The sequence below is a fragment of the Streptomyces sp. PR69 genome, assembly GCF_026420845.1.
In the GTDB taxonomy this organism is placed as follows: Bacteria; Actinomycetota; Actinomycetes; order Streptomycetales; family Streptomycetaceae; genus Streptomyces.
Window position 1 is genome coordinate 99,535 of sequence record NZ_JAOWCB010000017.1, and the last position, 20,513, is coordinate 120,047.

Genomic DNA, 20,513 nt, shown 5'->3' on the forward strand with positions numbered 1-20,513 from the left:
TCTCCGGTCCGGTCATGGTGCGTCTTCGCACGTAGAGGCGGCGCGACCGTACCAAAGCGTGCCCTCGCCGTAGCGGCGGGCCCGCAGCGGCTCAAATCCCTTGGGCCAGTTGAATTCCCCGCCTCTGGTGCTGCGCTCCACGGTGGCGACGGCGTCGTCCGCAAGCCACCCCTGAAAGCGGAGTGTGAGGAGGATCTCCCGAAGATCGTCATCGGAGACGGCGTAGGGAGGGTCGAGGAAGACCAGGTCGTACGGTTCGGCCGGGGCCGGTCCCGCGACGATCTGCTCCGCTCTGCCCGTGCGCAGCTCCGCGCCGGGCAGCCCGAGCGTGCGGACGTTCTCACGGACGGTGCGGGCGGCGCGGGGGTCCGCCTCGACGAGGAGGGCATGGGCGGCGCCGCGGGAGAGCGCTTCGAGCCCGACGGCCCCCGAGCCGGCGTACAGATCGGCGACCCGGATTCCGTGGAAGCCGCCGAGCAGCGACTCCCAGCTGGAGAACAGGCCCTCACGGGCCCGGTCGGAGGTGGGCCGGGTGCCGTTGCCCGGCGGGACGGCCAGGCGGCGTCCGCCGGCGGCGCCGGCGATCACGCGGGTCATGGTGTGTCGATCCTCGTCGGGGCGATGGTGCAGGGGTGCTGTCCCCACGATATGCCGCGATCCGCCGCGCGGGCCGTACGCGGGGTGTTCGGTCCGTACGCCAGGTGCCTCGGTCCGTACGCGAGGTGCTCAGCCCTTGTCCAGATACTGCTCGCGCTCCTGGTCGAGCAGGGCGTCCAGGGCGGTGCGCAGCTCCGGGAAGCCCGCCAGCTCCGGGTCCGCTGTGACGATCTTCGTGGCTTCCTCGCGGGCCGCGGCGATGACCTCCTCATCGTCGATGACCGTGAGCATCCGCAGCGAGGAGCGGACGCCGGACTGGGCCTGTCCGAGGACATCGCCCTCGCGGCGCTGTTCGAGGTCGATGCGGGACAGCTCGAAGCCGTCGAGCGTGGCGGCGACCGCGCCCAGCCGGGCGCGGGCCGGGCTGGCCTCGGGCATCTCGGTGACCAGCAGGCACAGGCCGGGGGCGGAGCCGCGGCCGACCCGGCCGCGAAGCTGGTGGAGCTGGGAGACGCCGAAGCGGTCCGCATCCATGATCACCATAACGGTGGCGTTGGGCACATTGACCCCGACCTCGATGACGGTGGTGGCGACCAGCACATCCACCTCGCCCGCGGCGAAGCGGCGCATCACGTCGTCCTTCTCGTCCGGCTGCATCCGCCCGTGCAGCATGGCGAGGCGCAGCCCGGCGAGCGGGCCCTCGGCGAGCTGCTCCAGCACATCGACCACCGCGAGCGGCGGGCGCTTCTCCGCTTCGTCCTCGGGGGACTTCGCGCGCGCGGCGGCGCTCTCGTCGAGGTCGTCGCCGATGCGGGGGCACACCACGTAGGCCTGATGGCCCTTGGAGACCTCTTCCCGCACCCGCTCCCAGGCGCGGGCCAGATAGTGCGGCTTGTCCCGGGCGGGGACCACATGGCTGGCGATCGGCGAACGGCCGGCGGGCAGCTCGTCCAGGACGGAGGTCTCCAGATCGCCGAAGACGGTCATGGCGACGGTGCGCGGGATAGGGGTGGCCGTCATCACCAGCAGATGCGGGGTCCGGCTTTCCCTCTGGGAGTGTCCTTTGGAGCGCAGGGCGTCGCGCTGCTCCACGCCGAAGCGGTGCTGCTCGTCGACCACGACCAGGCCGAGGTCGTGGAACTGCACCTTGTCCTCGATGAGCGCATGCGTGCCGATGACGACGCCGGCCTCGCCGGTCGCCAGGTCGAGCAGGGCCCGGCGGCGGGCTGCCGCGCCCATGGAGCCGGTGAGCAGCACCACCTTGGTGGCCTGCTCGGCGCCGCCGAGCATCCCGCCTTCGGCGAGCTCGCCCATCATCTCCACGACGGAGCGCCAGTGCTGCTGGGCGAGGACCTCGGTCGGAGCGAGCATGGCGGCCTGGCCGCCGGCGTCGACGACGGCGAGCATCGCCCGCAGCGCCACCATCGTCTTGCCGGAGCCCACTTCGCCTTGCAGGAGGCGGTGCATCGGGTGCTCTGTCGCCAGATCGCCGAAGATCTCCCCGGAGACCTTCTGCTGTCCCTCGGTGAGGGTGAAGGGCAGTTTGGCGTCGAAAGCGGCGAGCAGCCCGTCCGGCTTCGGGGTGCGGGCCACGGCCGGGAGCTGGGTGTCGGCGAACCGGCGGCGGGCGAGGGCGACCTGGAGGACGAACGCCTCGTCCCACTTGAGCCGCTCACGGGCGGCGGCGACGTCCGCCTTGGTGCGCGGGCGGTGGACCTTGCGGAGGGCGTCCGGCAGGGAGGCCAGCCCGCGGCCCTCCCGCAGGGCGGACGGCAGCGGGTCGGCGGCCTCCGCGGCGCTCGGCAGCACCGCGTCGACCGCCTTGGAGATCTTCCAGGACTCCAGCTTGGCGGTGGCCGGGTAGATCGGGATCAGCGCGTTCGCCCAGGCGTCGGCCGCAGAGTCGCCGTCGCGGCCCTCGCGCAGCAGCTCGTACGCGGGGTGGGCGAGCTGGAGCTTGCGGTTGAAGACGGACACCTTGCCCGCGAACATGGCGCGGGTGCCGGGCAGCAGGTCCTTGTGCGGCTTGTGGACGCCGCGGCCGAAGAACACCAGCTGCAGCTGACCGCTGCCGTCGGTGATGGTGACCTCCAGGCGCTGGCCGCGCCCGCCGTTGAACTTCAGGATGCGGGCGGTGGCGACTTGGGCGACGACCGTGACGTGCTCGTCGAGAGGCAGCTCGGCGAGCCGGGTCAGCTCGCCGCGCTCGGCGTACCGGCGGGGGTAGTGGTGCAGCAGATCGCCGACGGTGTGCAGGTCGAGGTGCTCGGCCATGACCTTGGCGGTGGCGGGGCCGAGGGTGGTCTTGAGCGGTTCGTCGAGGGCGTGCACGGATCCATTGCACACCACGTGACTGACAACCGGGGCGGTGCGGGGTGCGGCGGCCGGGGTGCCTTTTCCCCTACCCGCCCCTACCCGTAACTGGGGGCAAGCCCCCAGACCCCGTACGGCCTTCGGCCGTGTCCTCAATCGCCGGACGGGCTGGAAAATCCAGCCCGTTGGGGGCACCTCCGTGGGGGTACCCCCGGACGGAGTCTGGGGGAGGTAGCTGGGGGAGATTGAGGACAAAAGAAGCCCCGCCGGCGATTGAGGCGCGGGGTCTGGGGCGGAGCCCCAGTTCGGGAAGGGGAGGGGTGGGGAAAGCTACTCAACCCCTATCCGCAGCGGCGCCTCGTCCGCTCCCCCGGCATACGCCACCGTGTCCACCGCCAGGTGCGTCTCCCGGACATGCGATTCCAGCCGCGCGGTCAGCCCGGCCGGTGCGGAGTCCGCGGCGATGAGGGTGACCAGTTCGCCGCCCGCGGAGAGCATGCGGTCGAGGACCGTCTCGGCGGTGGCGGCGAGGTCGTGGCCGATGACGGCGACGTCGCCGTCGATCAGGCCGAGGATGTCACCGGCCTGGCAGACGCCGGCGGTGGTCCAGGACTGGCGTTCCGCGACGGCCAGCTCGGCGTAGCGGGTCGCGCCGGCGGCCGCGGTCATGGCGACCACGTCCTCGTCGAAGCGGCGGCCGGGCTCGTGGACGGCGAGGGCCGCGATGCCCTGGACGGCGGCGCGGGTGGGGATGAGGGCGACGCGCACGCCCTCCGTACGGGCCTGTTCCGCCGCGGCGGCCGCGGTGTGGCGCAGGTCGGGGTCGTTCGGCAGGAGGACGACCTCGCGGGCGTGGGCGCGCCGGATCGCGTCGACGAGTTCGCCGCTGGCGGGCGGTTCTCCGGGCCGCGCCAGCACGGTGGTCGCGCCGGCCTCGGCGCACAGGGCGGCCATCCCCTCCGCGGGGACGACCGCCACGACGGCCCGCTGCACCGGCTCGCGGCGGGGCGCCGCGGCCGCAGCGGCGGCAGCGAAGTGGGTGATGCGGATGCGGTACGGGCGGCCCGCCTCGACGCCCGCCTCCACGGCCGCGCCCGCGTCGTCGACATGGACGTGGACATTCCACAGGCCGTCGCCGCCGACGACGACCAGGGAGTCCCCCAGGCCGTCGAGGCGGGTCCGCAGCCGCGACACCGCCGCGTCGTCCGCTTCCAGGAGGTAGATCACCTCGAAGGCGGGGCCGCCTTCGGCGCCGCACTGCTCCGGCGGCGGCGCGGGGTGGGCGACCCGCTCATGCCGTGCCGGGACCGCCGCGCCGGAGACCGTCTCCACCAGCGCCCCCAGGACCGTGAGCAGCCCGCGTCCGCCCGCGTCCACGACGCCCGCGCGGGCCAGCACCTCCAGCTGCCCGGGGGTCGCGTCGAGGGCCGTCCTGGCGCCTTCGTACGCGGCCTTGGCAACCGCCCCGGCGTCCTCCGGGGCCGTGCACGCGCCCGCCGCGTCGGCCGCCGCGCCCGCCACGCTGAGGATGGTGCCCTCCACGGGGTGTGCGACGGCTTCCCGCGCCAGCTGGGCGGCGCGGCGCAGGGCGCCGGGCAGCTCGTCCCCGTCGGCGAGCCGCTCGGCCATGCCGCGCAGCAGCTGCGCCAGGATCGTGCCCGAGTTGCCGCGGGCCCCGATCAGCGCGCCGTGCGCCATCGCGCGGACGGCCTCGCCGGGGGCGGGGCTGGAGGATCCGACCTCGTGCGCCGCGAAGACCGCCTCGACCGCCCGGGCCGCCGATTCCACGGTCAGATACAGATTCGTGCCGGTGTCGGCGTCCGCGACCGGGTAGACGTTGATCGCGTCGATTTCCTCGCGCTCCCGGCCCAGCGCGTCCAGCGCCCGTGCGCACCAGCTGCGTACCGCGACGGCGTCGAGGGTCTGCGGCACCGGGCAATCCTCCTTGATCGGGCTGGGCTGCACCGCAGGGTAGACCCGGTTCCGGCCGGTGGGCAGGGCGGGGGCAGGGCGAACCATGGTAGTTTCGTATCCCGGACGCAGCCGTTGTATGCTGCTCCGGTTGCCCGATGAGAGTCGGGCCCTTTCCCGGCAAAGCCACCATCAGACCACTGATTCCGGCATGCCGGAATTCACTGTAAGTGCATCTGAAGTCTTTGGAGTGACCCGTGGCTGCCAACTGCGACGTCTGCGGCAAGGGGCCGGGCTTCGGCAACAACATCTCGCACTCGCACCGCCGTACGTCCCGTCGCTGGAACCCGAACATCCAGCGCGTCCGTACTGTGGTCGGCGGGACGCCGAAGCGCGTCAATGCCTGCACCTCGTGCATCAAGGCCGGCAAGGTCTCGCGCTAACGCCGACGCTTCGTCGTAGCGCAGCCCTCCGGTTGCCCTGAAAGCCGGTCCATCAGCCGATGGACCGGCTTTCTGCCTTTCTCCGGCAGGTCGCGGCGCTTCCCGCGGAGCGCTCAGCGCAGGCGCCAGGCGTGGTCCACCGGGCCGATCCCCGCACCCAGCGCGAAGCCGCCCGCGATCGCGCCCGTCACATACTCCTTGGCCTGCCGCACCGCCTCCGGCACGCCCAGCCCCTTCGCCAGGCCCGCCGCGATCGCCGAGGCGAGCGTGCAGCCCGTGCCGTGCGTATGGCGGTTCTCACTGCGGGGAGCGCGCAGCCAGTGCTCCTCGGAACCGTCCGTCAGCAGGTCGACCGCGTCTCCCGCCAGATGTCCGCCCTTGATGAGCGCCCACCGCGGGCCGTACTCCAGCAGGGCCTCGGCCGCCCTTGGCAGATCCGCCTCGCTCTCCACTCGTACGCCGGTGAGCTGCGCCGTCTCGTCCAGGTTCGGGGTGGCCACGGTCGCCGTCGGCAGCAGCCGGGTGCGTACGGAGCCGAGCGCCGAGGCGGCGAGCAGCGCGTCCCCGTGCTTGGAGATCCCCACCGGGTCCACGACCACGGGGGCGTCCGTCCCGGCCAGCAGCTCCGCGACCGTCTCCACGAGCTCCGCGGACGCCAGCATGCCGGTCTTCACGGCCTGTACGCCGATGTCGTCGACGACGCTGCGGTACTGGGCGCGGACCGCCTCGGCGGGCAGCTCCCACGCGCCCTGCACGCCCCGCGAGTTCTGCGCGGTGACGGCGGTGACGACGCTCATGCCGTGCACGCCGAGCGCCAGCATGGTCTTGAGGTCCGCCTGGATGCCGGCGCCGCCGCCGGAGTCGGACCCGGCGACGGTCAGCACCCGAGGAGGTGCGCCCGTCATTCGCTCTCCCTGAAGTGGTCCCAGCCGCTCTTGCTGGTCCAGGGCGCGCCGTCCACCGTCACCTGCGGCAGCGCCGACGGGTTGAGCACCTCGCCGATCACCTTCCAGCGGGCGGGCAGCTTCACATCCGGCGGGAAGGTGGCGACGATCGCATGGTCCTCGCCCCCGGTCAGCACCCACTGGATCGGGTCGACGCCGACGGCCTGCCCGATGTCGTTCATCTGGCTCGGGATGTCGATGCTGCCGGACCGCAGATCGATCCGGACCTTGCTGGCCTCCGCGATGTGCCCGAGGTCGGCGACCAGTCCGTCGCTGATGTCGCACATGGCGGTGGCGCCCAGACCGGCGGCCGCGGGGCCCGCGTGGTACGGCGGCTCGGGCCTGCGGTGGGCCTCGACGAAGGCGCGCGGGGAGCGGAAGCCGCGGGAGAGGACCGCGTGCCCGGCCGCCGACCAGCCCAGCCATCCGGTGTAGGCGACGACGTCGCCGGGCTGGGCCCCGGACCGGGTCACCGGCTCGTGGTTGCGCAGATCTCCCAGCGCGGTGATCGCGAGCGTGATGACATCGCCGCGTACGACATCGCCGCCGACCACGGCCGCCCCCGCGACCTGGCATTCGTCGCGGATGCCGTCCATCAGCTCGGTCGCCCAGGTGACCGGCAGCTCTGCGGGCACGACGAGGCCGAGCAGCAGCGCGGTGGGCACGGCGCCCATCGCCGCGATGTCGGCGAGGTTCTGCGCGGCGGCCTTGCGGCCCACGTCGTACGCGGTCGACCAGTCGCGGCGGAAGTGCCGTCCCTCCAGGAGGAGGTCCGTGCTGGCCACGACCCTGCGGTCGGGGGCGGCCACGACCGCGGCGTCGTCGCCCGGTCCGAGCCGCACCGCGGGAGTGGAGGTGAGCCGGGAGGTGAGCTCTCTGATCAGCCCGAACTCCCCCAACTCGCCCACAGTGCCCTTCACCGAGTCCCACCTCTCCATGGCCCGGCCGGGCCGTCCGGCCGGGCTGTCCGCTCGCTCCGCCCGCGGTCGCGGGCGTCTGTCGTCCTGGGTACCGTCAAGAGACCCGGTCACCGTCGACAGACACGTCAACTTCTCTTATCCCCTGCGCCGCCTGGTACGCCAGCCTGCGCGGCGTGCGGCCCACACGGCACCGGGCCGCACGGCGTGCGGCGCCCCGGCGTCCGGCCGGTGCGCGCCACGCTTCGCGCGTCCACAGGGCCCGGGTCTCCCCCTGACCCGCGGCGACGCGATACCGTGGCGTCCCTTTCCCCCGAACACGAATCCTCGTGGCCGCCCTGGAGGTTCCGTGGTACAGGCGTACATCCTCATCCAGACCGAGGTGGGCAAAGCGTCGGTCGTCGCCGAGGTCATCAGCAAGATCCCGGGAGTGATCCAGGCCGAGGACGTGACCGGACCCTATGACGTGATCGTGCGCGCCCAGGCGGACACGGTAGACGACCTCGGCCGTATGGTGGTCGCCAAGGTCCAGCAGGTGGAAGGCATCACCCGTACGCTGACCTGCCCGGTCGTGCACCTGTAGCCCCCGTCTACGCTTGGCCGGTGACGTTTTCGCGCCGTCGGCCCCTCTGTCTGCCCGCCGCTGCCGCCGCTGCCGCTGTGCTGCTGCCGGCGGCTGTGGGCTGCTCCCCCGCGGACGCGACGGTGCGGGCAGCGGTTCCCAGCCCCCCGCCCGCCGAAGCAGCGGTCTGCCGTGCACTGGACGAGGAGCTCCCCGAGTCCGTCGCCGGCCAGAGCCGCCGGGACCCGCAGCCGGCCTCCGCGTACACCGCCGCCTGGGGCGATGGCGCGATCGTACTGCGCTGCGGCGTGCCGCGGCCCCCGGCCATGGACGACCCCCAGTCCCAGGGGCTGGAAGTGAACGGGGTCGGCTGGCTGGTGGAGGAGCACACCGGCGAGGAGGACGCCGGTCCCCGGTTCACCACGACGTACCGCACCGCCTATGTCGAGGTCGTGCTGGACAAGCGGTACGCGCATGACGCCGGACCGCTGGCCGGGCTGGCCGAGGCCGTCGAGAAGACGGTCCCCGCCAGCCTGTAGGCCGCGGCGCCGGGTTTCCCACGTGTGTCAGCGCAGCCCGGTCGAGCGGCGCAGCGCGGCCTGGATCAGCTGGTCCACCAGCTCCGGGTAGCTCACACCGCTCTCCTCCCACATGCGCGGGTACATCGAGATGGGGGTGAAGCCGGGCATCGTGTTGATCTCGTTGATCACAAACCGGCCGTCCTCGGTGAGGAAGAAGTCGGCCCGGACCAGACCCTCGCAGGAGGCGGCGTCGAAGGCCTCGATCGCGAGACGGCGCACCTCGGCGGTCTGCTCGTCGGTCAGCGGCGCGGGCACCACTCCGGAGGCCGAGTCGATGTACTTGGCCTCGAAGTCGTAGAAGTCATGCGAGCTGACCGGCGGGATCTCGGCGGGCACACTGGCCCGCGGCCCGTCCTCGAACTCCAGCACCCCGCACTCGATCTCCCGGCCGCGGACCAGCGCCTCCACAATGATCTTGGGGTCATGACGCTGCGCCTCCTCGACCGCGGCGTCAAGGCCGGAGAGATCGTCGACCTTGGTGATGCCGATGGACGAACCGGCGCGCGCGGGCTTGACGAAGAGCGGCCAGCCGTGGTCCCCGGCGAAGTCGATGATCTTCTTCCGGGCGGCGGACGCGTCCTGCTCCCACTCGCGGGGGCGGATCACCGTGTACGGGCCGACCGGGAGTCCGAAGGAGATGAAGATCCGCTTCATATACTCCTTGTCCTGCCCGACGGCGGAGGCCAGGACGCCGGAGCCGACGTACGGGACGCCTGCGAGCTCCAGCATGCCCTGAAGGGTGCCGTCCTCTCCGTACGGGCCGTGCAGCACGGGGAAGACCACGTCGACTTCGCCGAGCGCCTTGGGCACGGCGCCGGGCTCCGTGTAGACGACTTCGCGGCTGCCGGGGTCGACGGAGAGGACGACACCGCCCTCCCCGGACTCGGCGAGCCGGGCGACATCCGGCACCGTGCGGTCGGCGATCGTCATCCGGTCCGGATCGTCGCCGGTGAGCGCCCAGCGGCCGTCGGCGGTGATGCCGATGGGCAGCACGTCGTACTTGGCCCGGTCGATGGCGCGCAGGACGGCGCCGGCGGTGACGACCGAGATGCCGTGCTCGGAACTGCGTCCGCCGAACACGACGGCCACGCGCGGCTTGCGGAGCGACTGCCCTCCGGGGTGGGGAGGGTGGGGGCTCTGGGAGTGGTTCTCGGTGCTCATATCGCGACGAGAGTACCTTGCGGGGTGCGGGGCGGGGAGCCCTGCGGACAGTGCGTCGGCCTGCCAACTGGGGGCTCCGCCCCCAGACCCCCGGCACATTCAAGCCCCGCCTGGGGGTACCCCCAGCGGCAGCTGGGGGAGACTGAGGCGCGGGGGTCCGGGGGCGGAGCCCCCGGGGAAACGCTCAGCGGCGCTCTGACTTGGCGCTGCGCGACATCAGTTCCTTCAGCGCCACCGCCGGCGGCTTGCCCTCGTGGACGATGCCGACGACCGTCTCGGTGATCGGCATGTCGACGCCGTGGCGGCGCGCCAGATCCAGCACGGACTCGCAGGACTTGACGCCCTCGGCGGTCTGCTTGGTGACGGCGATGGTCTCCTGGAGCGTCATCCCGCGCCCCAGGTTGGTGCCGAAGGTGTGGTTGCGGGAGAGCGGCGAGGAGCAGGTGGCGACCAGGTCGCCCAGGCCCGCGAGGCCCGAGAAGGTCAGCGGGTCGGCGCCCATGGCGAGGCCGAGGCGCGTGGTCTCGGCGAGGCCGCGGGTGATCAGCGAGCCCTTGGCGTTGTCACCGAGACCCATGCCGTCCGCGATGCCGACGGCGAGGCCGATGACGTTCTTGACCGCGCCGCCCAGTTCGCAGCCCACCACGTCGGTGTTGGTGTACGGCCGGAAGTACGGGGTGTGGCAGGCGGCCTGCAGGCGCTGGGCGACGGATTCGTCGACGCAGGCGACGACCGCGGCGGCCGGGCGGCGTTCGGCGATCTCCTTGGCGAGGTTGGGGCCGGTGACGACGGCGACCCGCTCGGGCGGGACGCCCGCCACCTCCTCGATGACCTCGCTCATCCGCTTGGCGGTGCCGAGTTCGACGCCCTTCATCAGGGAGACGAGGATCGTGTCGGGGGGCAGCAGCGGGGCCCACTCGGCGAGGTTGGCGCGCAGGGTCTGGGAGGGGATGGCGAGCACCGCGAAGTCCGCGCCGCGCAGCGCCTCGGCCGGGTCGGTCGTGGCCGTGATCCGGGCCGGGAGTTCGATGCCGGGAAGGTAGTCGGGGTTGGTGCGGGTGGTGTTGACGGCTTCGGCGAGCTCCGCCCGCCGGCCCCACAGGGTCACCTCGCAGCCGGCGTCGGCGAGGACCATGGCGAACGCCGTCCCCCACGAGCCGGTTCCGAACACGGCCGCCTTGGCGGGCTCTGTCACTTGCTTCCCTCCCCGGCGGCCTTGCGCCGCTGTTCTGCACGTGCCTTGCGGTGGTCGTAGGGCCGGTCCGGGGCCTTCTCGCCGCGCACGTCCTCCAGCAGCGAGGTGATCTCCGCCATGATGGCCTCGGTCGCCTCGCGGAGCACCTCGGGGGTGGGTTCGACGCCGTAGAAGCGGCTCAGATCGACCGGCGGACCCGCCTTGACTCTGAGGGTCTTGCGGGGGAAGAGCCGGAACTTCTTCTCCTTGGCGTACGGCGGCATCGCCAGGTTCGCGCCCCACTGGGCCACGGGGATGACGGGGGCCTTGGTGAGCAGCGCGACCCGCGCGACCCCGGTCTTGCCCGCCATGGGCCACATCTGCGGGTCGCGGGTGAGCGTGCCCTCGGGGTAGAAGGCGACGCACTCGCCCCGCTCGATGGCGTCCACGGCGGCGCGGAAGGCGTCCACGGCGTTGGTGGTCTCGCGGTACACCGGGATCTGCCGGGTGCCGCGCAGCATCATGCCGACGAACGCGCCCTTGAACAGCCCGTCCTTCGCCAGGAAGCGCGGCACGCGTCCGGTGTTGTACTGGAAGTGGGCGTAGGAGAGGGGATCGAGATAGGAGTTGTGGTTGACCGCGGTGATAAATCCGCCCTGGGCCGGAATGTGTTCCATTCCCCGCCAGTCCCGTTTGAACAGAATCAACAGCGGCGGTTTCGCGATGACCGCCGCCAGGCGGTACCAGAAGCCGATTCTACGGCGGGACACTCGGACACCTTCCTCTTTGACCGGGCTACTGCCTGGCTGCTGGGGGTCAAGTGTCGCCCCAGGCCCCTGGTCTGTCGAGGACACCGTACGCCTCGTCTGTCAGCCCGGCGCTGTGGGCCTTCCCGCGCACGGGCCACAATGGGCCCGATGCGCACGGACGGAGAGCTTGCCACGAACGCCATTCGGGCCACGGACGCCACGGCCGCCGCATGGGGCGATGCGGCGGTCCGCTGGTCGCTGATCGTCCCGCTGAAGCCGCTGGCGCTGGCCAAGAGCCGGCTCTCGGGTGCGGCCGACGAGCTGCTGCGGCCCCGCCTTGCGCTCGCCTTCGCCCTGGACACGGTGGCCGCGGCGCTGGCCAGCCCCGCTGTCGCCGATGTGGCGGTCGTCACGGACGATCCCGCGGCCGCGGCCGGGCTGGCGGCCCTGGGGGCGCGCATCGTGCCGGACTCCCCGGGCGCGGGGCTCAATGCGGCGCTGGTGCACGGGGCGCGCGCGGTGCGCTCCCTGCGGCCGGGCGCACCGCTCGCCGCGCTCAACGCCGATCTTCCCGCATTGCGCCCCGGAGAATTGGCGCGCGTACTGGCGCACGCTTCGGTATTTCCACGGGCATTTCTGACGGATGCGGCGGGAATCGGCACCACATTGCTGGCAGCCGCACCGGGGAAGGAATTGCGCCCGGCTTTCGGCGGCCCCTCGCGGCGTCGCCATTTGGCGTCGGGGGCCGTGGAAATCGTGCTGGACGGGGTCGATTCGGTACGGCAGGACGTGGACACGGAGGCGGATCTGGCGGCGGCGTTCGCGCTGGGGGTGGGCCCGCGGACGGCGGAACGGTGGGCGGCGGCCGCGCCGGGGCTCCCATAACTGGGGCTCCGCCCCAGACCCCGTACGGGGGCGCTGCCCCCGAACCCCCGCGCCTCAATAGCCGGCGGGGCTGCATTTCCAGCCCGTCTGGGGGCACCTCCCAGCGGTAGCTGGGGGAGTTTGAGGACCGGGGGTCTGGGGGCTCAAGCCCCCAGGTACAGAAGCGCCGCGGCGGATAGGCTGGCCGCATGCAGGCGACCTCCTACACATACGACCCCGACACCCGCCGCGGCAGCGTGCTCCTCGACGACGGCACGCCGGTCGAATTCGACGCCGCGGCGTTCGACGCGGGCGGTCTGCGGCTGCTCCGGCCCGGGCAGCGGGTGCGCATCGAGACCGAGGGCGAGGGGGAATCTCTGCGGATCACGCTGGTGACGCTGCAGACGCTGTGACGAGCGGCGGCTGAGCTGAACGGCCCGGCCCCAGAACGCGCCGCGGGCCGGGTTCCCATGGGGAGCCCGGCCCGGCGCGTGAGTGGGCGTGGCGTCGCGTCGCGTGCTGTCGGCCGTCGGCCGATTCCGCGGCGGTTACCTCTTGCGCGCCGTCGTCTTCTTGGCGGTGGCCTTGCGCGTGGTGGCCTTCTTGGCCGGCGCTTTCTTCGCGGTGGCCTTCTTCGCAGGCGCCTTCTTCGCCGCGGCCTTCTTGGCCGTGGTCTTCTTGGCGGCCGCCTTCTTCACCGTGGCCTTCTTGGCCGCGGTCTTCTTGACCGTGGCCTTCTTCGCCGCGGCCTTCTTCGCGGGCGCCTTCTTGGCCACGGCCTTCTTGGCGGCCGCCTTCTTCACCGCGGCCTTCTTCGCGGCCGCCTTCTTCACGGTGGCCTTGCCTCCGGTCAGGCTGCCCTTGGGAGCCTTCTTGACGGAGATCTCGCCGCCCTTCGGGAGCTTCTTCGAGCCGCTGACCAGGTCCTTGAAGCCCTGGCCCGCGCGGAAGCGCGGAACAGAGGTCTTCTTGACCCGCACACGCTCACCTGTCTGCGGGTTGCGGGCGTAACGGGCCGGACGCTCGACCTTCTCGAACGAGCCGAAGCCGGTGACCGAAACCCGGTCTCCGCCGACCACCGCGCGGACGATCGCGTCAAGTACCGCGTCAACGGCCTCCGCCGCCTGCTGGCGGCCGCCGAGCTTGTCGGCAATCGCTTCTACGAGCTGCGCCTTGTTCACGTCTTCCCCTTCGGAGACATTGGCCGAACGAATGCGTTCGGCCTTTTTCGCACGTTAGGCAGATATATACCGCAAATCAAACACGAAACGGGCTAATCACCCTAGTGCCGCAACGAAGTCGACCGTCGCAGCCACACAGCGGAGCCGCATATCGGCACAGCACCGGGTGTCAGTCGCCTTCAGGGAATCGGCCCTCGTCGAGGTCCTTCATCAAGCGGTCCAGACGCCTTGCCGCATCCGGGAGATCGTGCTTCGCCGCTGCCGTGACGACCAGCAGCTTCCGGGACAGCGCCATCCTTACGCCCTCCGGGACTTGCAGTTGGCGCACTCTTGTGTGCGCTTCTTTCAGCCGGGCGGCGACGGCCTCGTAGAGCTCGAGTTGGCTGTCGCGTTCCATGCACCGATTGTGCCATCTGGGGCGAGTTGTCGCCCGACGGGGTCTCAACAAGCGACTGCGCCCCCCGCCGGGCGGCGGGGGGCGCAGTAGGGGAAAACCGCTGCTCAGGCCTTTAGCGTACGCGGTTTGAAGGCCGGCCGTGAGGCCTCGTAGGCGGCGATGTCCGCTTCGTTCTGAAGGGTGAGGGAGATGTCGTCCAGCCCGTTCAGCAGCCGCCAGCGGGCGTTCTCGTCAAGCTCGAAATCGGCCATGACTCCTTCGGCGGTCACCTTCCGCTCGACCAGGTCGACGGTGATCTCCGCCGCCGGGTCGGCCTCGGTCAGCTCCCACAGCCGGTCCACGACGGACTGCTCCAGAACCACGGTCAGCAGACCGTTCTTGAGCGAGTTGCCGCGGAAGATGTCGGCGAAGCGGGAGGAGATCACCGTCTTGAAGCCGTAGTTCTGCAGGGCCCAGACCGCGTGCTCACGCGAGGAGCCGGTGCCGAAGTCGGGTCCGGCGACCAGCACGGTGGCGCCCTGCCGCTCGGGGCGATTGAGCACAAACTCCGGGTCCTTGCGCCAGGCCTCGAACAGCCCGTCCTCGAAGCCGTCGCGGGTGACCTTCTTCAGCCAGTGGGCGGGGATGATCTGGTCGGTGTCGACATTGCTGCGGCGCAGCGGCACCGCCCGGCCGGTGTGTGCGGTAAAGGCTTCCATGGTCCTCAGACTCCAGCAGGCGTGCGGGTGGCGGCGTTGTCGGTCAGATCGGCGGGCGAGGCCAGATGGCCCAGCACGGCGGTGGCGGCGGCGACCTGCGGGGAGACCAGATGGGTGCGTCCGCCCTTGCCCTGCCGGCCTTCGAAGTTGCGGTTGGAGGTGGAGGCGGAGCGCTCGCCGGGGGCCAGTTGGTCGGGGTTCATGCCCAGGCACATCGAACAGCCCGCGTGCCGCCATTCGGCCCCGGCCTCGGTGAAGACCCTGTCCAGGCCCTCCTCGACCGCCTGCAGCGCGACCCGCACGGAGCCGGGCACGACCAGCATCCGTACCCCGTCGGCGACTTTGCGGCCCTGCAGCAGCGAGGCGGCCGCCCGCAGGTCCTCGATGCGGCCGTTGGTGCACGAGCCTACGAAGACGGTGTCAACCTTGATGTCGCGCAGCGGCTGCCCCGCGGTCAATCCCATGTACTCCAGGGCCTTTTCGGCGGCGAGCCGCTCCGAAGCGTCCTCGTACGAAGCGGGGTCGGGGACCGAGGCGGACAGCGGCGCGCCCTGTCCGGGGTTGGTGCCCCAGGTGACGAACGGGGCCAGCTCGGCGGCGTCGATGAACACCTCGGCGTCGAAGACGGCGTCGTCGTCCGTGCGCAGCGTCTTCCAGTACGCGACGGCCGCGTCCCAGTCCGCGCCCCGGGGGGCGTGGTCGCGGCCCTGGAGGTAGTCGAACGTGGTCTGGTCGGGGGCGATCATCCCCGCCCGCGCGCCGGCCTCGATCGACATATTGCAGATGGTCATCCGGGCCTCCATCGAGAGCTTCTCGATGGCCGAGCCGCGGTACTCGATGATGTAGCCCTGGCCGCCACCGGTGCCGATCTTCGCGATGATCGCCAGGATCAGGTCCTTGGCGGTGACGCCGTCGGGCAGCTCGCCCTCGACGGTGATGGCCATGGTCTTGGGACGGGCCATCGGCAGCGTCTGGGTGGCCAGCACATGCTCCACCTGGGAGGTGCCGATGCCGAAGGCCAGCGCGCCGAACGCGCCGTGCGTGGAGGTGTGCGAGTCGCCGCAGACCACGGTGGTGCCGGGCTGGGTCAGGCCCAGCTGCGGTCCCACGACATGGACGACGCCCTGCTCGACGTCGCCCAGCGGGTGCAGCCGCACCCCGAACTCCGCGCAGTTCTTGCGCAGCGTCTCCAGCTGGGCGCGCGAGACCGGGTCGGCGATGGGCTTGTCGATGTCGAGGGTGGGGGTGTTGTGGTCCTCGGTGGCGATGGTCAGATCGAGCCGCCGCACCTGCCGGCCGCTCTTGCGCAGGCCATCGAAGGCCTGGGGGCTGGTCACCTCGTGCAGCAGGTGCAGATCGATGAAGAGCAGGTCGGGCTCGCCCTCGGCGCGCCGGACGACATGGTCGTCCCAGACCTTCTCCGCGAGTGTCCTACCCATCGCTTTCCCTCCGGCCGGCGTTGTTCGCCCGGCGCTCCTAGAGATGTGTACGCCGATGAACGCGCCCCACGCGGGCACCGGCCGCCGTCCCGTCGGTGCGCGGGCGGCTGTGCCATCCAGGTTCGCAAGTTCCCCGGAATATTGAACTTGCGTTTCACAGAGTGAGACGCGAGTATCGTTGCATGGACAACTCTAGCGGCGTCGGCGTTCTCGACAAGGCGGCACTGGTCTTGAGCGCCCTGGAGTCCGGTCCGGCCACCCTCGCGGGTCTGGTCGGGGCGACCGGACTGGCACGACCCACGGCACACCGCCTGGCCGTGGCTCTGGAGCACCACCGGATGGTGGCGCGTGACATGCAGGGCCGGTTCATCCTGGGCCCGCGGCTGGCGGAGCTCGCCGCGGCGGCGGGCGAGGACCGGCTGCTGGCCACGGCCGGCCCTGTGCTGACCCATCTGCGCGATGTCACCGGCGAGAGCGCGCAGCTCTACCGCCGGCAGGGAGACATGCGCATCTGCGTCGCCGCGGCCGAGCGGCTGTCCGGACTGCGGGACACCGTCCCGGTCGGCTCCACACTGACCATGAAGGCGGGCTCGTCCGCGCAGATCCTCATGGCCTGGGAGGAGCCCGAGCGGCTGCACCGGGGGCTGCAGGGCGCGCGCTTCACGGCGACGGCGCTCTCAGGCGTACGGCGCCGGGGCTGGGCCCAGTCGATCGGCGAGCGGGAGCCGGGCGTGGCGTCGGTGTCCGCGCCCGTACGGGGGCCGTCGAACCGCGTCGTGGCCGCGGTGTCGGTCTCCGGGCCGATCGAGCGGCTGACGCGGCATCCGGGGCGGATGCACGCGCAGGCGGTCATCGACGCGGCGGCGCGGCTCTCGGAGGCGCTGCGCCGCGCGAGCTGACGCGCCAAGCGTACGGGCGCCGGGCCGCACCCCGGGCCGCGTGCGGGCCTTGCCGGGCGGGCGTCAACGCCGCCGCCTGCCGGAACGGGCCCAGCCGTGGGGCCGGCCGCGCCGCCGGTCGGTCTCTCCCCTGCCCCTCCCCCTACGCCCTGGGGGCGTGGGGGGACCCCCACTTCCCGAAACTGGGGGCTCCGCCCCCAGCCCCCCTTCGGGGGGAGGGACTGCGGGGCTCGCGCCCCGCACCCCCTGGCGGGCGGCAGCTTCGCGCCGCCGCCCCCTGTACGGCCTGAAGGCCGTGTCCGCACCCCCCAGCTACCTCCCCCAGACTCCGTCCGGGGGTACCCCCACGGAGGCGCCCCCAGGGGTACCCCCACGGAGGCGCCCTCAGGGGTACCCCACGGAGGTGCCCTCGGGGTGGCCCCCGCGAGGCACCCCCAACGGGCTGGAGGCCTTCAGCCTCGCCGACCCATGAGGCCCAGGAGCCGGAAACCCAGCCCCGCCAACGCCCAAACCGCGAGGGGCTACACAATCCAGCCCTGCCGCCGCGTGAATCACAGAGGCCAGACATCCAGCCCCGCCAACACCCGGAGCACGGGGGCCAGAAACCCAGCCCCGCCGACGCTTGAGGCGCACTTCAAGCCCCGCCGGCGATTGAGGCGCAAGGGGCTGCACAATCCAGCCCCGTCGGCGCGCTTGAGGCGCAAGAACCAGATATCCAGCCCCGCCGACACCCGGAGCACGGGGACCAGAAACCCAGCCCCGCCGGCGATTGAGGCGCAGGAGCCAGACATCCAGCCCCGCCTGGGGGCACCCCCAGCGGCAGCTGGGGGAGATTGAGGCGCGGGGGTTCGGGGGCGGAGCCCCCGGAAAGCGGGGTCTGGGGCGGAGCCCCAGTTACCGCGCTCAGCCGGCCGACCCCGCCGCGAGGCGATCCGCCGCCCGCTCGCCCCGGCGGCCGACCGGAACCACCCCCGTCGCCTTGCCCAGGCCGAACTCCGGCATATTCACGTAGATCGACTCATAGGAGCCGGCCGGCACGGCATACGTCTCGTGCCAGAAGCCCACCTTCCCCCGCCCCTCCCGCACCCGGCGATTGAACGCCGCCCACGCGGGCCGGTGCTCCCCGTCCCGATCGGAGGCGTAGGCGAGCAGCTTCTCCTTGGACTCCCAGTACTGGACGAGGTACAGCAGCCGGGGACCGCCGAGCAGCGGCTGGAGGCCCAGCAGGCCGCGTTCCTTCTCCTTCGACAGCTCCCTGATCATCTTCGGCATGGCAATGAAGACCGGCCACCAGCTGCGCAGCGCCCGGAAGTTGTTGATCCGCATGCCGATCAGAAAGACGGTCACGCCGCCTTGGGATGCGGCGGTCATCCGGCCCTCGACAGGCCTGTTCGGCTTGCCCGGCCTATCTGGCCTGTCCGGCTCGTTCGTGTTCAGCGTGGTGCCGCTCATCACCCGATCCCCCTTGAAGCGAGTACGGAGAGTGTTGGATAGCGTCGCTATCCATGATTAGATAGTGGCACTATCCAAGAAGGGGCGCAAGGGCGTGATGAAACTCGCGGAGCTGAGCGAACGCAGCGGGGTCTCCGCGGCGACGATCAAGTACTACCTGCGCGAGGGCCTCCTCCCGCCGGGCCGGCGGATCAGCGCGACCAAGGCGGCGTACGGCGAGGAGCATCTGCGCAGGCTGCGGCTGGTGCGGGCGCTGATCCAGGTGGGGCGGATGCCGGTGGCCACGGCCCGCGAGGTGCTCGCCGCCCTCGGCGATGACGCGCTCGACCACCACAGGCGTCTGGGCGCCGCGGTCTGGGCCCTGCCGCACGGGCCGGAGCCCGAGGAGGACGACCCCGCCGCCGTCACCGCCCGCGGGACCGTGGCCGAGCTGCTGGAGCGCGTCGGCTGGGACTTCGGCCGCGAGGCGGGCGACGAGTCACCCGCGTACCGGATGCTGGTGGCCGCCGTCGCCGCGCTGCGCCGGCTCGGCTATCCCTGCGACACCGCGCATCTGCTGCCGTACGCCCGCAGCGCCGCCCAACTCTCGGTCGCGGACCTTGATTTGGTCGAGGAGTACGAGCGCCGGGAGGAGCAGGTGGAGGCGGCGGTGGCGCTCACGGTGCTGTATGAGCCGGTACTGCTCAGCCTGCGCAGGATGGCGGAGGCGGAGGAGTCGCATCGCCGCTTCGGGTGAGCAGGCGAACCGGTGAGGACGCGAGAAGGCCCTCCCCTTAAGGGGAGGGCCTTCTTCATCGCGTACCCCCGACCGGATTCGAACCGGCGCTACCGCCTTGAGAGGGCGGCGTGCTAGGCCGCTACACAACGGGGGCAAGATCTCGGAAGATCCGCTGGCCTACCTGGACTCGAACCAAGACTAACTGAACCAGAATCAGTCGTGCTGCCAATTACACCATAGGCCACTGGTGGTCTAGACCAGTTGGTACCCCCGACCGGATTCGAACCGGCGCTACCGCCTTGAGAGGGCGGCGTGCTAGGCCGCTACACAACGGGGGCCCTGGTGATCCTGCGTCGAGGGACCATCGGGAGCGACCCAGATGATCACACGGGAAGGATCTGTACCCCCGACCGGATTCGAACCGGCGCTACTGCCTTGAGAGGGCAGCGTGCTAGGCCGCTACACAACGGGGGCTTTGCAGATGAGCTCTGCGAGCTGGCCTACCTGGACTCGAACCAAGACTAACTGAACCAGAATCAGTCGTGCTGCCAATTACACCATAGGCCACCAAAACTCAACCCCCGGTGGGGATTTTGTTTGGTTTACGCTTCCCGCCGGGCCTCTCGGCCCTCTCGGGCGGCGCAGGAAGAACATTACCCGAAGGTGGACGGCGCTCCAAAACGGGTATCCGCCCGCAACAGGCCGGGCAGCTCGTCGAGACCCGTGATCCTGATCAGCTCCGGGCGCCCGCCGAGACCGGTGCGGTCCAGCCAGATGCCGGTGAGACCGGCCGCGGCCGCCCCGCCGGCGTCGATGTCCGGCTGGTCGCCGACGTAGGCGACATCCTCCGGGGGCAGCCCCAGCAGCTCACAGGCGGCGTGGAAGGCCTCAGGGGCGGGCTTGGCCACGCCCAGCTCCGCCGCGCACACGACGGCCTCGAACCACTCGCTCACCCCCAGCACGGCCAGCTTGCGCTGCTGGTTGTGCACGGAGGAGTTGGACAGGACCCCCTGCCGGAACTCCCCCGCCAGCGTCTGGAGCGCCGGCAGGGCGTCCGGAAACAGCGCCCAGGCGGCCTCGTAGTGCGCGACGTACCGTCCGAACCAGCCGTCGGCCTCGGCGTCGCTCATCCCCTGCGCCCCGAGGAAGTCCCGGACCCGGTCCCTGCGCTGCTCCTCGAAGCCGATGCCGCCGGCCTCGAAGCGCCTCCAGTGCAGGGTCGTGGCCTCCCGCCACCGGGTGAGCGCCTCCTCCACACAGCCGTACTCCCCGGCCAGCCCCTCGGCCGCGAGGTGCCGCTCCATGCCCGCCCGGTCGGCACTCGCATAGTCGAAGATCGTGTCGTCGATGTCCCAGAGAACCCCGCGGATGGCCATAGCGCGACCGTACCGCCGGTACGCGCCATACGCGGCGGGAACGGCGAAGGGCCCGGAGCCATGACGGCTTCCGGGCCCTTCGCAGGAGCGGGTGACTGGGTGACTCTACGAGCCGGGCGGCTGTACGTGCGGGCCGC

The 20,513-nt window shown here is 71.6% G+C and carries 21 protein-coding genes and 5 tRNA genes; 7 read left to right on the plus strand and 19 right to left on the minus strand.

The window, feature by feature from the left end; all coding sequences use genetic code 11:
- Positions 1-12: 12 nt before the first annotated feature.
- From rsmD to OF819_RS18230, 3 genes are all read right to left on the minus strand, one after another.
- Positions 13-630, minus strand: a complete 618-nt coding sequence (rsmD, locus tag OF819_RS18220; protein ID WP_267244654.1) for a 16S rRNA (guanine(966)-N(2))-methyltransferase RsmD — start codon at positions 628-630, stop codon at positions 13-15.
- Positions 631-726: 96 nt separating this feature from the next.
- Positions 727-2,871: an ATP-dependent DNA helicase RecG gene (recG, locus tag OF819_RS18225; RefSeq protein ID WP_267244655.1), complete on the minus strand. Its 2,145-nt coding sequence runs from the start codon at positions 2,869-2,871 to the stop codon at positions 727-729.
- 369 nt (positions 2,872-3,240) lie between these two features.
- Positions 3,241-4,842 (minus strand): DAK2 domain-containing protein, encoded by a 1,602-nt coding sequence (locus OF819_RS18230; RefSeq protein WP_267244656.1) that lies wholly within the window; start codon positions 4,840-4,842, stop codon positions 3,241-3,243.
- A 236-nt stretch (positions 4,843-5,078) separates the two neighbouring features.
- Here OF819_RS18230 and rpmB point away from each other — a divergent pair, with 236 nt between their 5' ends.
- The gene (gene rpmB / locus OF819_RS18235) at positions 5,079-5,264 is read left to right on the plus strand and encodes a 50S ribosomal protein L28 (protein WP_003993230.1); all 186 of its coding nucleotides are present in this window, start codon (positions 5,079-5,081) and stop codon (positions 5,262-5,264) included.
- 113 nt (positions 5,265-5,377) lie between these two features.
- Here the strand turns inward: rpmB and thiD are convergent, their stop codons facing one another.
- Both thiD and OF819_RS18245 read right to left on the minus strand, forming a co-directional pair.
- Complete coding sequence (thiD, locus tag OF819_RS18240) at positions 5,378-6,169, minus strand: bifunctional hydroxymethylpyrimidine kinase/phosphomethylpyrimidine kinase (protein WP_267244628.1); 792 nt, start codon at positions 6,167-6,169, stop codon at positions 5,378-5,380.
- Positions 6,166-7,128, minus strand: coding sequence for a thiamine-phosphate kinase (locus tag OF819_RS18245; protein WP_267244629.1), 963 nt, complete (start codon positions 7,126-7,128; stop codon positions 6,166-6,168). Before OF819_RS18245 ends, thiD begins: the two co-directional genes overlap by 4 nt.
- A 346-nt stretch (positions 7,129-7,474) precedes the next feature.
- Here OF819_RS18245 and OF819_RS18250 point away from each other — a divergent pair, with 346 nt between their 5' ends.
- Positions 7,475-7,708: an Lrp/AsnC family transcriptional regulator gene (locus OF819_RS18250; RefSeq protein WP_267244630.1), complete on the plus strand. Its 234-nt coding sequence runs from the start codon at positions 7,475-7,477 to the stop codon at positions 7,706-7,708.
- Positions 7,709-7,728: 20 nt separating this feature from the next.
- The gene (locus OF819_RS18255; protein ID WP_267244631.1) at positions 7,729-8,226 is read left to right on the plus strand and encodes a DUF3515 domain-containing protein; all 498 of its coding nucleotides are present in this window, start codon (positions 7,729-7,731) and stop codon (positions 8,224-8,226) included.
- A 27-nt stretch (positions 8,227-8,253) separates the two neighbouring features.
- Here the strand turns inward: OF819_RS18255 and OF819_RS18260 are convergent, their stop codons facing one another.
- The 3 genes from OF819_RS18260 to OF819_RS18270 all read right to left on the minus strand — a co-directional run bounded on the left by OF819_RS18260 (position 8,254) and on the right by OF819_RS18270 (position 11,373).
- Positions 8,254-9,429, minus strand: coding sequence for a D-alanine--D-alanine ligase family protein (locus tag OF819_RS18260; protein WP_267244632.1), 1,176 nt, complete (start codon positions 9,427-9,429; stop codon positions 8,254-8,256).
- 184 nt (positions 9,430-9,613) lie between these two features.
- Positions 9,614-10,624, minus strand: coding sequence for an NAD(P)H-dependent glycerol-3-phosphate dehydrogenase (locus OF819_RS18265; protein ID WP_267244633.1), 1,011 nt, complete (start codon positions 10,622-10,624; stop codon positions 9,614-9,616).
- Positions 10,621-11,373, minus strand: a complete 753-nt coding sequence (locus OF819_RS18270) for a lysophospholipid acyltransferase family protein (RefSeq protein WP_267244634.1) — start codon at positions 11,371-11,373, stop codon at positions 10,621-10,623. The genes OF819_RS18265 and OF819_RS18270 overlap by 4 nt, the downstream gene beginning before the upstream one ends.
- A 147-nt stretch (positions 11,374-11,520) precedes the next feature.
- Between OF819_RS18270 and cofC the strand changes: the two genes are divergently transcribed.
- Both cofC and OF819_RS18280 read left to right on the plus strand, forming a co-directional pair.
- Positions 11,521-12,237: a 2-phospho-L-lactate guanylyltransferase gene (cofC, locus tag OF819_RS18275; protein WP_267244635.1), complete on the plus strand. Its 717-nt coding sequence runs from the start codon at positions 11,521-11,523 to the stop codon at positions 12,235-12,237.
- A 188-nt stretch (positions 12,238-12,425) separates the two neighbouring features.
- The gene (locus OF819_RS18280) at positions 12,426-12,629 is read left to right on the plus strand and encodes a hypothetical protein (protein ID WP_267244636.1); all 204 of its coding nucleotides are present in this window, start codon (positions 12,426-12,428) and stop codon (positions 12,627-12,629) included.
- A 135-nt stretch (positions 12,630-12,764) separates the two neighbouring features.
- Here OF819_RS18280 and OF819_RS18285 read toward each other — a convergent pair whose 3' ends face one another.
- The 4 genes from OF819_RS18285 to leuC all read right to left on the minus strand — a co-directional run bounded on the left by OF819_RS18285 (position 12,765) and on the right by leuC (position 15,931).
- The gene (locus OF819_RS18285; RefSeq protein ID WP_267244637.1) at positions 12,765-13,397 is read right to left on the minus strand and encodes an HU family DNA-binding protein; all 633 of its coding nucleotides are present in this window, start codon (positions 13,395-13,397) and stop codon (positions 12,765-12,767) included.
- A 169-nt stretch (positions 13,398-13,566) separates the two neighbouring features.
- The gene (locus OF819_RS18290) at positions 13,567-13,794 is read right to left on the minus strand and encodes a hypothetical protein (RefSeq protein WP_240136798.1); all 228 of its coding nucleotides are present in this window, start codon (positions 13,792-13,794) and stop codon (positions 13,567-13,569) included.
- Between the two features lie 104 nt (positions 13,795-13,898).
- On the minus strand, positions 13,899-14,492 hold the full coding sequence (gene leuD, locus OF819_RS18295) for a 3-isopropylmalate dehydratase small subunit (RefSeq protein WP_267244638.1): 594 nt from the start codon (positions 14,490-14,492) through the stop codon (positions 13,899-13,901).
- Between the two features lie 5 nt (positions 14,493-14,497).
- The gene (gene leuC / locus OF819_RS18300; protein ID WP_267244639.1) at positions 14,498-15,931 is read right to left on the minus strand and encodes a 3-isopropylmalate dehydratase large subunit; all 1,434 of its coding nucleotides are present in this window, start codon (positions 15,929-15,931) and stop codon (positions 14,498-14,500) included.
- A 182-nt stretch (positions 15,932-16,113) separates the two neighbouring features.
- On the opposite strand from leuC, the gene ndgR reads away from it, so the two are divergent.
- A complete protein-coding gene (ndgR, locus tag OF819_RS18305; protein ID WP_267244640.1) occupies positions 16,114-16,830 on the plus strand; it encodes an IclR family transcriptional regulator NdgR in 717 nt (238 codons plus the stop codon).
- A gap of 903 nt (positions 16,831-17,733) precedes the next feature.
- On the opposite strand, the gene OF819_RS18310 is transcribed toward ndgR, so the two are convergent.
- Positions 17,734-18,201, minus strand: a complete 468-nt coding sequence (locus OF819_RS18310) for a DUF4188 domain-containing protein (protein WP_267244657.1) — start codon at positions 18,199-18,201, stop codon at positions 17,734-17,736.
- A gap of 178 nt (positions 18,202-18,379) precedes the next feature.
- Here OF819_RS18310 and OF819_RS18315 point away from each other — a divergent pair, with 178 nt between their 5' ends.
- Positions 18,380-19,018 (plus strand): MerR family transcriptional regulator, encoded by a 639-nt coding sequence (locus tag OF819_RS18315; protein WP_267244658.1) that lies wholly within the window; start codon positions 18,380-18,382, stop codon positions 19,016-19,018.
- Between the two features lie 63 nt (positions 19,019-19,081).
- Here OF819_RS18315 and OF819_RS18320 read toward each other — a convergent pair.
- The 6 genes from OF819_RS18320 to OF819_RS18345 form a co-directional block, all read right to left on the minus strand.
- Positions 19,082-19,154: transfer RNA gene (locus OF819_RS18320), tRNA-Glu, on the minus strand.
- 18 nt (positions 19,155-19,172) lie between these two features.
- Positions 19,173-19,244 (minus strand) — tRNA-Gln (locus OF819_RS18325).
- A gap of 18 nt (positions 19,245-19,262) precedes the next feature.
- Positions 19,263-19,338, minus strand: a tRNA-Glu gene (locus OF819_RS18330).
- A gap of 63 nt (positions 19,339-19,401) precedes the next feature.
- Positions 19,402-19,474, minus strand: a tRNA-Glu gene (locus OF819_RS18335).
- 21 nt (positions 19,475-19,495) lie between these two features.
- Positions 19,496-19,567, minus strand: a tRNA-Gln gene (locus OF819_RS18340).
- A gap of 86 nt (positions 19,568-19,653) precedes the next feature.
- Positions 19,654-20,376 (minus strand): HAD family hydrolase, encoded by a 723-nt coding sequence (locus OF819_RS18345; protein ID WP_267244641.1) that lies wholly within the window; start codon positions 20,374-20,376, stop codon positions 19,654-19,656.
- Positions 20,377-20,513: the final 137 nt, after the last annotated feature.

What these genes read in the sequence shown, in the direction of transcription:
- recG (WP_267244655.1), bottom strand. Translation starts at nt 2,871, where the DNA reads ATGGCCGAGCACCTCGACCTGCACACCGTCGGCGATCTGCTGCACCAC.
- thiD (WP_267244628.1), bottom strand. Translation starts at nt 6,169, where the DNA reads ATGACGGGCGCACCTCCTCGGGTGCTGACCGTCGCCGGGTCCGACTCC.
- OF819_RS18260 (WP_267244632.1), bottom strand. Translation starts at nt 9,429, where the DNA reads ATGAGCACCGAGAACCACTCCCAGAGCCCCCACCCTCCCCACCCCGGA.
- cofC (WP_267244635.1), top strand. Translation starts at nt 11,521, where the DNA reads ATGCGCACGGACGGAGAGCTTGCCACGAACGCCATTCGGGCCACGGAC.
- OF819_RS18280 (WP_267244636.1), top strand. Translation starts at nt 12,426, where the DNA reads ATGCAGGCGACCTCCTACACATACGACCCCGACACCCGCCGCGGCAGC.
- OF819_RS18290 (WP_240136798.1), bottom strand. Translation starts at nt 13,794, where the DNA reads ATGGAACGCGACAGCCAACTCGAGCTCTACGAGGCCGTCGCCGCCCGG.
- leuD (WP_267244638.1), bottom strand. Translation starts at nt 14,492, where the DNA reads ATGGAAGCCTTTACCGCACACACCGGCCGGGCGGTGCCGCTGCGCCGC.
- leuC (WP_267244639.1), bottom strand. Translation starts at nt 15,931, where the DNA reads ATGGGTAGGACACTCGCGGAGAAGGTCTGGGACGACCATGTCGTCCGG.
- ndgR (WP_267244640.1), top strand. Translation starts at nt 16,114, where the DNA reads ATGGACAACTCTAGCGGCGTCGGCGTTCTCGACAAGGCGGCACTGGTC.
- OF819_RS18310 (WP_267244657.1), bottom strand. Translation starts at nt 18,201, where the DNA reads ATGACCGCCGCATCCCAAGGCGGCGTGACCGTCTTTCTGATCGGCATG.
- OF819_RS18315 (WP_267244658.1), top strand. Translation starts at nt 18,380, where the DNA reads ATGAAACTCGCGGAGCTGAGCGAACGCAGCGGGGTCTCCGCGGCGACG.
- OF819_RS18345 (WP_267244641.1), bottom strand. Translation starts at nt 20,376, where the DNA reads ATGGCCATCCGCGGGGTTCTCTGGGACATCGACGACACGATCTTCGAC.